We start from the raw sequence: 11952 nt of genomic DNA, 5'->3' as shown, positions 1-11952 counted from the left end.
TATCTTCTCCCCTATTCTCATGCGTTCAGTGTTGATAGTTCAGTGTAGGAGAGGTTAGTGTAAAGAGTTTAGTGGTAACTTGTAGTATCAAAATGGGATAAACTGTATTAACTAAACGTTACAAGCGTTGATAAAATAAAACATGGAAGCTATTTTAAAAAGGAAATTTAATGGTCGCATTAGCACGTTTTTTACCTACCTTTATTCAAGCGAGTGAAACACTTAACTTCTCACAAACAGCGCGAGAAATGGGTATTACACCAGCAGCCGTTAGTAAAAACATTAAAGCATTAGAAACAGAACTAGGATTACGCCTATTTCACCGCACAACCCATGCCTTGTCTTTAACTAATGATGGCCAACATTTTTACCAACAAGTCGAGCCTTTGGTTAATCAATTAAACGCGATCTTAGTTAATACTCATAACTTACAGCAAGTTGCGACTGGCACGCTAAAAGTAAGCATGCCCTACGAATTTGGACGCTTGCATTTATTACCTTTGCTAAAAGGATTTAAAACACAATACCCACAGATTAATCTCGATTTACGCTTTGAAGATAAGCTAGTGAATCTAGTTGATGACAGTATTGATATCGCGATTGGCAATATTGATCAACAAGACAGTGGCATTATTGCACGACAATTGTGCCCGCTGGATTTAGTTGTTGTCGCCAGTCCGCTGTTTATAAAAGAAAACGGTACACCAACTCATCCCGCACAGTTAAAAAATGCTACTTGTATTAACTACCGTAATCCAAATACTGAACGTCATATCGCCTGGCCATTTATCGATGAAAATGGCGATAATTTTTCCATAAAATGTGCAGCAAATATCTCTGTTACTAATATCGAAATTTGTGCTCAATTGGCATTGCAGGGGTTAGGGTTTACCATGATAAGCCGTAGTTTAGTTTTAAACTATCTCGCCACAGGAGAGCTAATAAGTTTACTTGAACAGTACCAAAGTGAAACACCCGCTATCATGCTTTATTATGCTTCAAAAGCGCAACAGCCCGCTAAGGTACGTGTTTTTATTGATTATATATTAGCGAATTTTACACTTTCCTCGATTCCTTAAATAGATCAACTAATTGATCGCTGATCCACTCCATAATCGGGCCCACTCCTTTGTCTCGGCGTTTTACCATGCCCATTTCCATTTCCACCAGCAAAGTAGCGGCAATATTCTCGGTAGATAATTCCTTTAACTGACCTTCATACCAATCTGAGCGAGCAACATGTTCAGAGATCATCGCCCAGCCAACATTGCGCATTACTAAACCTGCAATATAGAAATAGCTATCAAGATGCCAGTGATTAGAAGAGATCGGTTTTTCACGACTAGTGCCTAGTCGGTCACAAATCACTAACTGACGATATTGGTTTAATTGCGTCACGGTCGGTTTATTAATGCAAGCCAAGGGGTGGCTATGGGAAACCACTAAGGTCTGATGGAATTCGCTTAGCGATTTAAATTCCAATATCTCCGGTAAGTCTTGCAAGTAATAAAATAAAATACCAAAGTCAGCTTTGCCTTGCTCAACCCAGTTGGCAATATCCTGTTGCGAGCCATGGATGAGAGTTAATTTAAATAACGGAAACTGCTGTGCAAGACTGACAAAAAACTCTTCAAAAGCATTAATAGGCACGGCTTCATCAATCGCCACCACCAAAGATAATTCTTGTCCTGCTGACACGGTCAACGCACGCGAATTCAAGCGCTGACATTGCTCTAATACCGCTAGCGCTTCAATGTATAACTCTTCGCCACGCTCAGTTAATCGCGGTAAACGCTGACTACGATCAAATAACTCAAAGCCAAAATCAGTCTCTAAATTACTAATTGCAGTGCTAACACGTGATTGCGCTTTACCTAAATGACGCGCCCCCGCTGAAAACGATCCACATTTAACAGCAGTCACAAACGTCTTTAATTGTTCAATAGTCCAATTCATAACAACCTCACAAAAGTATCCGAATAACGGATGGATACTAACTTTGTTCAATCTTAAAAACTAGCATAATACGCTGATAACTTACTCAAGGTGGCTTTATGCATACACTTAACAATACTTCATTACATTCAGTAAAACGTACTTTTTGGCGTTATGCGATACCTTCGGTTGTGGCTATGATGGTCAATGGCTTATATCAAATTGTCGATGGTATGTTTGTTGGACATTACATTGGTTATCAAGGGTTAGCTGCGATTAATGTCTCTTTTCCACTGTTAGGTTTATTAATGGGATTGGGCCTAATGATTGGCTTAGGTGCGGGCAGTTTATTATCTATTTTCCGTGGTGAAGGTAAAAGTGAGCAAGCACAAAAAACCTTAAGCAGTGCATTCTACCTACTGCTTTTATTTTCCTTATTCGCCAGTGCTTTTTTACTCTTTTTGGCCCAGCCTTTATTAATCGCTCAAGGTGCATCGGGTGACGTTTTTGTTTTAGCAGAACAATATATTCACTGGTTTAGTTATGGTGCTATTTTAACGATCGCAGCTAGCGCATTACCTATGTTAGTGCGTAACGATAGCAGCCCTAATGTAGCCACCTTATTGATGGTATTCGGTGCCCTGCTGAACATTATTTTAGATTATATTTTTATTGCCCATTTTGATTGGGGTTTGCAGGGAGCCGCTATTGCCACGCTTATTTCACAAGCCATGGTGATGATGGGATCGCTTGTGTATTTCTTTTCAGCACAGGCGCAAATAAAACTTAATCTAAGCAATTTCAAATTCGATATTAATCTCGCTAAGCAGTCTATAACCTTAGGCACGTCCAGCTTGATCATATTCTTGTATTTTAGTTTTATTATGGCCGTACATAACCATTTATTAATGCAATACGGTAACGAGCTACATGTCGCCGCTTTTGCCATTATTGGTTATATCGCGGCCTTATATTATTTTTTTGCAGAGGGCTTAGCCAGTGGTATGCAACCGCCTATTAGTTATTATTTTGGCGCAAAACAGATCCCACAGATAAAGCTGACATTAAGCTTTACGTTAAAAATCACACTTTACAGTGGTTTTGCTACCGCGATAGGTATCTTTTTATGGCCAGAACAAGTGATTCAACTTTTTATTCAGGAAGATCTCGCCCTGCAAGCGATCACTGAAAATGGCTTACGCTTACATCTGTTTGCATTAGCGTTAGATGGGTTTCTTTTTGTTGTGGCTATGTTTTATGTCGCGATAAATAACAGTACAAAAGCGATCATGATTTCTGCTTCAAATATGTTGGTGCAGTTGCCATTTCTCTATTTTTTACCGAATTGGTTAGGCATTAATGGGGTATGGTTATCGGTGCCGCTTTCTAATGTTTTATTAACAGTGATCATCGCGCCTATTTTATATCGCGATATCAAAGGATTGAATGGAAAAACAATAGAGCCACTTGTACACAATCCACAGTTGCAGCTCAATTAATTTAAGTTAAGTTAAGTTAAGTTAAGTTAAAAACTGTATTACTTATTATTGCCCGAAAACTCATCAAAATGATGTTCAAGAAAACGGTTACATAACGCGGGCACGTTTTCTTGTTCCGATAATACAAACTCTATAAAGGCTTTTGCGATAGGCGAAAGGTGCTTGCTCTCATGGTGTACCACATACCAACTTCTCACTAGTGGAAAGCCTTTTACATCTAACTCAACCAAGGTATTCGTAGCAAGTTCTAGCGACACACTATGCCGAGACACTGCAGAAATACCTAAATCAGCCATCACGCCCTGTTTAATAGTTTCACTATTACCCAGCATCATTGTTGCTTGTAGGTTAATCGACTTTTCATCTAAAAATTCTTCTAAGGCTTTACGTGTACCGGATCCTTTTTCTCGATGCAGAAAGGCATATTCAGAAAGCGCAGTTAAAGGAATGTTTTTTTGCTTGGCTAATGGATGATCGGGACTAGAAATTAAGATAATCGGGTTATCAACAAAGGGATAACGCGCCAGCGGCATCATTTCAGGTAATAGCCCCATAATAACCAGATCATCTTTATTTTCCTGCAAACGCTGAATGATATTTTCACGATTAACAATATCTAAATGTAGGTTTACCTTGGGATATTTTTTATGAAAAGCCCCTAACAAATGTGGGGTGAAGTATTTGGCGCTACTGACAGCCGAGAGATAAAAGTCGCCCTGTAATTCACCTTTTAATGCGCTCAGTGACATGTCCATATTTTCAAAACGATTAAAAATATCATCACTAAATAAGCGTAACTCTTTACCTGCGGGGGTTAAATAAAGGGTTTTACCTATTTTTTCAAAAAGAGCAATGCCAAGGTTTGTCTCCAATTGCTTAACTTGAATACTCACCGCGGGTTGCGTTAAGCCCAATACCTCTCCCGCTTTAGTGAAGTTCAACAAGAGTGCGACCTGCTTAAACACTTTTAACTGATGTAATGTTGTACGCATTGCCTCGCTCCATTTAGGTATAAGTTTTTTTAATGGCTTTGATAATATAGTTTAATTATTATTAATACTACAAATGCACTATGATGGAGCCATTAATTAATACAAGGGGAAACTGATGTCTGCAACTGATAAGTTAATCGCGGGATACCAGCGCTTTCGCGAAGGCTATTACGAACAAAATAAAGACCAATTATCGAAACTAGCTAAAGAAGGCCAATTCCCTAAAATCGCAATTATTAGCTGTTCTGATTCTCGTGTTGATCCCGGTGTTATTCTTGATTGTGAACCAGGCGACCTATTTGTTATTCGTAACGTAGCAAATCTCGTACCACCAAAAGAAGATAACGACAGCTTACATGGTACCAGTGCTGCATTAGAGTTTGCAGTAACAGGTCTTGAAGTGGAAAGTATTATTGTTTTAGGCCATACGCAATGTGGTGGCATTAAAGCATTGATGGATACGCCTGCTACTGAAGCGCCAGATACGTTTATTGGTAAATGGATGCAACAGCTTGAAGGTGTTCGTAATGACATCTTAGAAGATGAGTCACTCACCACTAAAATCAGTCGCTATAACTGCTGTGAGCGAAAAGGCATACAACAATCACTGCAGAACTTAATGACCTTCCCTTGGGTAAAAGAACGTGTTGAAGCAGGTACGTTGAAATTACATGGCTGGCGTTATGATTTGAGTAGCTCAGAACTGTGCGCAATGGATAAAAAAAGCGGGAAGCTTACTCGTATAAGCTAACCCGCCTAAGCTACCCCATTTAAGCTAAGCCCTCTAAGCTATCCCTGGTGTGCGAGGTATTCGATGATTTGATTCATATCTAAATCAAAATCATCGGCGCGCACACATTTAACAATTTTTTGCTCTTCACTTTTTGCTAAATCGATTTTCTTTTCAACCTCAAAACCTTTATCCCCTAAACTATAAAACGTGGTGACTTTAGGGTTAATCGGATCTTCTTGGTTCTGCGCTTCTACAATCGCTAAACGGTTAGAGTCTAACTGCACAATCGCCCCAACCGGGTAAACCCCCATGCAACGAATAAACTTATCAACTAATGCCACATCTAAATGATTACTTTTAGCTAAGTTGCGCAAAATTCCAAATGCCTTGACCTGTGACATACCTTCTTTATAACAACGTGTTGAGGTTAACGCGTCAAAAATATCGCATATTGCAATAATGCGCCCATAAAGAGATATTTCTTTCACGCCATGTGGATAACCATTGCCAGTTAATTGCTCGTGATGTAACGCTACTACCTCTAAGCTAATTGGGTCAATTCCAGGGGTATTCTTAATGATTTCAATTGAATGCGAAGCATGGGTTTTCATGATTTCAAACTCTGGCACGGTTAATTTACCCGGTTTATTCAGGATGGAATCAGGAATTTTTATTTTTCCTACGTCATGTAAAAATGCACCAACCGCTAACTTTCTTACCGTCGATTTATCTATTTCAAGATAAAAAGAAAACATGGTGATTAATACTGAAACCGCAACAGAATGCTCTAACAGGTATTCATCTTTATTACGTAAATTAAGTACACAGGCAAGTGCATCGGGGTTTTCAAAGATAAGATCAATCGATTCATCGGTGATCTTATTGACTGAGCTTAAATCTAACGGAGAGCCATTTTCTGCATCGTAAAATAGCTTTTTTTGAATGTTTTTAGATTCATTAAATACTGATTTTGCTTTCGCAATCTGTTCTTGAAATAAATCAGGTTCATTACTGTTTTTCTCTGTCATTACCTGGGCGCGAGCAGGATCCACTAACAGTAATTCAACGCCTTTATTTTGAAGCAAGGTGATTGTTTTTTCATTTTTAACTAAAGCACTTTTAAGTAATTGAAATTTACCTTTAGGTTTAATTATTTCAATGAGATACATTCCAACTTTTAGGTTGGCGATCTCGATCTCTACAAACATTTCTCACTCCATGAATAACACTTTAAAGAAGACTTTTAACAATACTTTTAAATATAGTGTTTTTAAAATTTAATGTACACGGTAATAAATAAAAGACAAAAAAAAACGGTGCACAGGGCACCGTTTTAAAAGAAAAAGAGGTTAGCCTTCTGTTCTAGCTTCTTTCTTCTCTTCTTTAACCACCGCGATATTTAATTCAGCAAGTGAAGCTGGATTAGCAAAACCCGGTGCGTTAGTTAATGGACATGCAGCAGAAGCCGTTTTCGGGAAGGCAATGACTTCACGAATCGAACTTGTACCTGTCATCAACATCACTAGACGGTCAAGACCAAATGCAAGACCTGCATGTGGTGGAGCGCCAAACTGTAATGCTTCTAATAAGAAACCAAACTTGTCTTGTGCTTCTTCATCAGAGATATTTAAGATACGGAAAATAGCCGCTTGCATATCTTGTTTGTGGATACGTACAGAACCACCGCCTAATTCACAACCATTTAAGACCATGTCGTAAGCATCAGAAATAGCACCAACTGGGCTTGCTTCTAATTCTTCAGCAGTCAGGTTAATAGGCGCTGTGAATGGGTGATGAAGAGGTGTTAATGCACCGCCTTCTAGTGGTTCAAACATTGGGAATTCAATTACCCAAAGTGGTTTCCACTCATCTTTCACAAGACCCAGGTCTTCAGCTACTTTCAAACGTAGTGCGCCGATAGCTTCAGAAACAACATTGGCTTTATCAGCACCAAATAACAGGATGTCGCCATCTTGTGCGTTAGTACGTTTAAGAATTTCAGTAACAATTTCTTCGTTTAAGAATTTAGCGATCGGTGATTGAACACCTTCAAGGCCTTTAGCAGCCTCGTTCACTTTCATCCATGCAAGACCTTTCGCGCCATAGATGTTCACGTATTTACCGTATTCATCAATGTTTTTACGAGAAAGTTTAGCGCCACCTGGTACACAGATAACCGATACGCGGCTTTCTGCATCGTTAGCAGGACCAGAGAATACGTTGAACTCAACTTCTTTTAATAAGTCAGCAACATCTACTAATTCAAAGTCGATACGTAAATCAGGTTTGTCACTACCAAAACGACGCATTGCTTCTGCATAAGTCATTTTAGGGAAAGTGCCTAAATCAACATCTAACATTTTTTGGAAAAGCTTAACAATCATCTCTTCCGTTTTATCCATTACCTGTTCGCCAGTCATGAATGATGTTTCGATATCGATTTGTGTAAATTCAGGCTGACGGTCAGCACGTAAATCTTCATCACGGAAACATTTAACGATTTGGTAGTATTTATCCATACCCGACATCATCAACAGTTGTTTAAATAACTGTGGAGATTGTGGCAATGCAAAGAACTGACCTTTATGTGTACGACTTGGTACTAAGTAGTCACGTGCACCTTCAGGTGTTGCTTTAGTCAGGATAGGTGTTTCAACATCTAAGAAACCTTCATCATCTAAGAAACGACGAACAAAGCTACTTACTTTAGAACGAAATACCATACGCTCAGCCATTTCAGGACGACGTAAGTCTAAATAACGGTAACGTAAACGCTGTTCTTCAGAGTTTTTCTGGTTGCTATCAAGTGGTAAAGGCTCAGAGCGGTTTAACACTTCAAGCTCAAGACCACGGATTTCAATACCACCGGTTGTCATGTCTTTATTTGTTTGACCTTCAGGACGCGCACGTACTTGGCCTTTAAGCTGAATACAGAATTCGTTACGTACCGTTGTTGCAATCGCCGTTGCTTCTGGCGTATCCGCATCAAAGAATACTTGCACAATACCTTCACGATCACGTAAATCTAAAAATGTTACGCCACCAAGATCACGCTGTTTATTGATCCAACCTACTAATACAATCTCTTGACCAATATTCTTTTCAGTCACTTCACCACAATACATTGTGCGCATCATCGATTCCTGTTGTTTGTACGATATAAAATAATGGCGCCATTATAAAAGAAAATGCCCTTGAGTCATATGGCTAAATAAAAAAATGACCCGTGCAGTTAATTTGAGTAAAATACGCCTTCAAATTTAAGCGTGAGAATGAAAATGGCACAAACAGACAATATTTATAATAAACCCCTCGAGCAAGTAGACGGTTTTAGGTTTGATGAACAGGTTGCTCAAGTCTTTCCTGACATGATCAAACGTTCGGTGCCAGGTTATGAAAAAATGATTCATACCATTGCCATGATCACCGAGCGTAAAGCCGTTGCTAACAGTAACCTTTATGATCTTGGTTGTTCCTTAGGGGCTGCAACGCTATCAATGCGCAGTGCATTAAAAGAAACAAGTGGCTGCCAGATTATTGCCGTGGATAATTCCGAAGCGATGGTAAAACGTTGCTCTGAAACCATTCATGCTTATCGTTCAGATACACCGGTGACTGTTTTGCAGGATGACATCTGTAATATTAAAATTGAGAATGCCTCCGTGGTTGTGCTTAATTTTACTTTACAGTTTTTAACCCCAGAAAAACGTTTAGAACTATTAACTAATATCTACCAAGGTTTATTACCTGGTGGCGTATTAATACTCTCTGAAAAGTTTGTTTTTGAAGATGCAGTGAGTCATCAGCTATTAATCGATTTGCATTTAGATTTCAAACGTAACAATGGTTATAGCGAATTAGAAATCAGCCAAAAACGTTCATCACTTGAAAATGTGTTGATTGCTGATACCGTTGAGCAACACTACCAACGTTTACAAAAAGCGGGTTTTAAGCATAACAATTTATGGTATCAATGTTTCAATTTCGGCTCAATTATCAGCATTAAAGACTAGGCAATATTTATGATCAACTTCAGTAACTTCTACAGCACCATTGCTAAAAACCGTTTAAGCCATTGGTTACGTATATTACCAACACAATTACATGAATGGGAAAACAAGCACGTACATGGAAAACTAGCCAGTTGGATTCGTGTTTTAAACAAGTTCCCCGATATTCAAACAGACAATATTGAATTAAAAGAGCGCGTAGAGATTGGTAAAGCCGATGAGCTTTCAATCGGTGAAACTAAAAAGCTAGAAAACCTATTACAAAAATTCCACCCGTGGCGCAAAGGCCCCTTCCACATTCATGGTGTGCATATCGACACAGAATGGCGCAGTGATTGGAAATGGGACAGGGTTTTACCGCATATCAGCCCGCTCAAATACCGTTATGTCTTAGATGTGGGTTGTGGCAGTGGTTACCATATGTGGCGTATGCGTGGTGAAGGCGCACAGTTTGTTGTTGGTATCGACCCAAGTGATCTGTTTTTATGCCAATTTGAAGCGGTGCGTCATTTTGCTAACAAAGACCAAAATGTAAATCTATTACCCTTAGGCATTCAAGAGTTACCAAAACTAGAAGCCTTTGATACGGTGTTTTCAATGGGTGTTTTATATCATCGTAAATCACCGATGGACCATATCACCCAACTTCAAGATCAATTGGTTGAAGGTGGTGAATTAGTATTAGAAACCTTAGTCATTGAAGGTGGCAAAAACGATGTTTTAGTCCCAGATGATCGCTACGCTAAAATGCGTAATATTTGGTTCTTGCCAAGCGCTGAGGCGTTAAAACTATGGGTCACCAAATGTGGCTTTGAAGATGTACGTATCGCTGACATTAACGATACCTTAACTGGCGAACAGCGTAGTACCGCGTGGATGACCAATGAATCTTTAGAAGATTATTTAGATCCGAATGACCCAACAAAAACAGTTGAAGGTCACCCGGCGCCAAAACGTGCTTTATTGATTGCTAAAAAAGCAGCAAAACCACTTAGCTAAGCAAATTAAATTAGCGCATGATCAAAAAGCGTATTTGTTCTATTTAGTTTAAATACAACAAATACGCTCTTCATCCTCAAAATCACCAATGAAGATTTTTTAATAAAACCCTCACAACAAACCGCTAACAAAACATCAACAACCAACCAACAATTGATAAATAAAATTGACGCCATCTCCCCTCGTTTAATTTCATGATTTAAAAATGAGTTAAATCACTAGCTCACACTACCTTAACCCCTTATAATCGCGCGAAATTCATACTCACTACTCAATAGGTCTATCAACATGCTTGAAAAATTATTTAAACTTAGCGAACACAATACGTCGCTAAAAACTGAGGTAATTGCAGGGTTCACTACCTTCTTAACCATGGCGTATATCATCTTTGTTAACCCATCGATGTTATCAGCAACCGGTATGGACCCAGGCGCTGTATTTGTAGCGACCTGTTTAGCGGCAGCTATCGGCTGTTTCATTATGGGTTTTTACGCAAACTACCCAGTGGCATTAGCACCAGGTATGGGTCTTAACGCTTTCTTCTCTTACACCGTTGTTTTACACATGGGTTACAGCTGGCAAGTAGCCTTAGGTGCTGTATTCATTTCGGGTGTTTGTTTTACCCTATTAAGTTTGTTCAAAATCCGTGAATGGATTATCAATTCAATTCCATTGCCAATGCGCAAAGGTATTGCAGCCGGTATTGGTTTATTCCTTGGCTTAATCGCACTTAAAAATGCAGGCATTGTTGTTGCTAACCCAGCAACATTAGTGAGCTTAGGTGACTTAACGGCATTACCAGCAGCATTGGCTTGTTTAGGTTTTATCGTGATTATTGCATTGGCACATTTTCGCGTTAAAGGTGGCGTAATGCTGGCTATATTAGGCATCACTGTTTTAGGTCTTTTATTCGGTGATATTCAATACGCAGGTATCATGTCAATGCCACCAAGTATTGCTCCAACATTCATGCAGATGGATATCGCAGGCGCATTTAACGTAGGTATGATCAGTGTTATTTTTGCTTTCTTGTTTGTTGATCTGTTTGATACGTCAGGCACATTAATTGCTGTAGCAGATAAAGCGAAGCTACTTGATAAAGACGGTAACCTACCACGCTTAGACCGCGCTTTATTAGCGGATTCTGGTGCTTCAATGGCCGGCTCTATGTTAGGTACTTCTACAACAACAAGTTACATCGAAAGTGTTGCGGGTGTCGCTGAAGGCGGTCGTACTGGTTTAACTGCTGTTGTTGTTGGTGTTTTATTCTTACTAGCGCTGTTCTTTGCTCCACTTGCAGGCATGGTTCCAGCCTACGCGACAGCCGGTGCATTGTTATATGTTGCAGTATTAATGGTTGGTGGTCTAAAAGACATTAACTGGGATGATATTACAGAAGCTGCACCAGTAGTGATTGTTGCTATCATGATGCCATTAACATTCTCTATCGCAAATGGTATTGCGATTGGCTTTATTGCTTTTGCTGCGATTAAAGTAGCGAGTGGTAAATCAAAAGAATTAAGCGCAAGCGTTTGGTTCTTAGCTATTTTGTTCTTAGCTAAATTGATCTTTTTCCCTGGTTAATAGAATAGCGTTCAGCTGTTAGTTTTCAGCTGTCAGTAACAGATTAAAAGCCCCGCTTTATGTACATAAAGCGGGGCTTTTTTGTGGGTGTTATTTACAAACGACGAATCAAATCCATCCGTCATTCCGGTAGTCTTTTAGCCGGAATCTTATGGAAGTGGATAGCTATCAGCGGTCAGTTTTCAGCTGTCAGTAAAAAA

General features: G+C 39.3%; 10 protein-coding genes. 6 read left to right on the top strand and 4 right to left on the bottom strand.

The genetic code is table 11. From position 1 onward, the window contains the following. The first annotated feature begins 170 nt into the window (after positions 1 to 170). A complete protein-coding gene (locus CXF74_RS13470; protein WP_101083025.1) occupies positions 171 to 1079 on the top strand; it encodes a LysR family transcriptional regulator in 909 nt (302 codons plus the stop codon). Here CXF74_RS13470 and CXF74_RS13465 read toward each other — a convergent pair. Beyond that, complete coding sequence (locus CXF74_RS13465) at positions 1057 to 1956, bottom strand: LysR family transcriptional regulator (protein ID WP_101083023.1); 900 nt, start codon at positions 1954 to 1956, stop codon at positions 1057 to 1059. The two genes, CXF74_RS13470 and CXF74_RS13465, sit on opposite strands and share 23 nt — an antisense overlap. A 98-nt stretch (positions 1957 to 2054) precedes the next feature. On the opposite strand from CXF74_RS13465, the gene CXF74_RS13460 reads away from it, so the two are divergent. Continuing rightward, positions 2055 to 3434, top strand: a complete 1380-nt coding sequence (locus CXF74_RS13460) for an MATE family efflux transporter (protein ID WP_101083021.1) — start codon at positions 2055 to 2057, stop codon at positions 3432 to 3434. Positions 3435 to 3472: 38 nt separating this feature from the next. Here the strand turns inward: CXF74_RS13460 and CXF74_RS13455 are convergent, their stop codons facing one another. After that, the gene (locus CXF74_RS13455) at positions 3473 to 4426 is read right to left on the bottom strand and encodes a LysR family transcriptional regulator (protein ID WP_101083019.1); all 954 of its coding nucleotides are present in this window, start codon (positions 4424 to 4426) and stop codon (positions 3473 to 3475) included. 115 nt (positions 4427 to 4541) lie between these two features. Between CXF74_RS13455 and CXF74_RS13450 the strand changes: the two genes are divergently transcribed. Further along, positions 4542 to 5177, top strand: a complete 636-nt coding sequence (locus CXF74_RS13450; RefSeq protein ID WP_101083017.1) for a carbonic anhydrase — start codon at positions 4542 to 4544, stop codon at positions 5175 to 5177. A 38-nt stretch (positions 5178 to 5215) separates the two neighbouring features. On the opposite strand, the gene CXF74_RS13445 is transcribed toward CXF74_RS13450, so the two are convergent. Both CXF74_RS13445 and aspS read right to left on the bottom strand, forming a co-directional pair. Continuing rightward, a complete protein-coding gene (locus CXF74_RS13445) occupies positions 5216 to 6367 on the bottom strand; it encodes an HD-GYP domain-containing protein (protein ID WP_101083015.1) in 1152 nt (383 codons plus the stop codon). Positions 6368 to 6508: 141 nt separating this feature from the next. Next, positions 6509 to 8293, bottom strand: coding sequence for an aspartate--tRNA ligase (aspS, locus tag CXF74_RS13440; protein ID WP_101083012.1), 1785 nt, complete (start codon positions 8291 to 8293; stop codon positions 6509 to 6511). Positions 8294 to 8437: 144 nt separating this feature from the next. On the opposite strand from aspS, the gene cmoA reads away from it, so the two are divergent. The 3 genes from cmoA (at position 8438) to CXF74_RS13425 (ending at position 11752) form a co-directional block, all read left to right on the top strand. Beyond that, entirely contained in the window at positions 8438 to 9172 is a 735-nt protein-coding gene (cmoA, locus tag CXF74_RS13435; RefSeq protein ID WP_101083093.1) for a carboxy-S-adenosyl-L-methionine synthase CmoA, read from the top strand. A gap of 9 nt (positions 9173 to 9181) precedes the next feature. After that, positions 9182 to 10168, top strand: coding sequence for a tRNA 5-methoxyuridine(34)/uridine 5-oxyacetic acid(34) synthase CmoB (gene cmoB, locus CXF74_RS13430; RefSeq protein WP_101083010.1), 987 nt, complete (start codon positions 9182 to 9184; stop codon positions 10166 to 10168). A gap of 288 nt (positions 10169 to 10456) precedes the next feature. Beyond that, positions 10457 to 11752 carry an NCS2 family permease gene (locus CXF74_RS13425; RefSeq protein ID WP_101083009.1) on the top strand — a complete coding sequence of 432 codons (1296 nt, stop codon included), beginning with the start codon at positions 10457 to 10459 and terminating at the stop codon, positions 11750 to 11752. Positions 11753 to 11952: the final 200 nt, after the last annotated feature.

The sequence above is a fragment of the Psychromonas sp. Urea-02u-13 genome (genome assembly GCF_002835995.1).
Lineage (GTDB): Bacteria > Pseudomonadota > Gammaproteobacteria > Enterobacterales > Psychromonadaceae > Psychromonas.
Note: the sequence above shows the minus strand (reverse complement) of the source record. Positions and strands in the feature narration are given on the sequence as shown.

Excerpts from the sequence above, each read along its gene's own strand:
- CXF74_RS13470 (WP_101083025.1), top strand. The coding sequence starts at position 171 with ATGGTCGCATTAGCACGTTTTTTACCTACCTTTATTCAAGCGAGTGAA.
- CXF74_RS13465 (WP_101083023.1), bottom strand. The coding sequence starts at position 1,956 with ATGAATTGGACTATTGAACAATTAAAGACGTTTGTGACTGCTGTTAAA.
- CXF74_RS13460 (WP_101083021.1), top strand. The coding sequence starts at position 2,055 with ATGCATACACTTAACAATACTTCATTACATTCAGTAAAACGTACTTTT.
- CXF74_RS13455 (WP_101083019.1), bottom strand. The coding sequence starts at position 4,426 with ATGCGTACAACATTACATCAGTTAAAAGTGTTTAAGCAGGTCGCACTC.
- CXF74_RS13450 (WP_101083017.1), top strand. The coding sequence starts at position 4,542 with ATGTCTGCAACTGATAAGTTAATCGCGGGATACCAGCGCTTTCGCGAA.
- CXF74_RS13445 (WP_101083015.1), bottom strand. The coding sequence starts at position 6,367 with ATGTTTGTAGAGATCGAGATCGCCAACCTAAAAGTTGGAATGTATCTC.
- aspS (WP_101083012.1), bottom strand. The coding sequence starts at position 8,293 with ATGCGCACAATGTATTGTGGTGAAGTGACTGAAAAGAATATTGGTCAA.
- cmoA (WP_101083093.1), top strand. The coding sequence starts at position 8,438 with ATGGCACAAACAGACAATATTTATAATAAACCCCTCGAGCAAGTAGAC.
- cmoB (WP_101083010.1), top strand. The coding sequence starts at position 9,182 with ATGATCAACTTCAGTAACTTCTACAGCACCATTGCTAAAAACCGTTTA.
- CXF74_RS13425 (WP_101083009.1), top strand. The coding sequence starts at position 10,457 with ATGCTTGAAAAATTATTTAAACTTAGCGAACACAATACGTCGCTAAAA.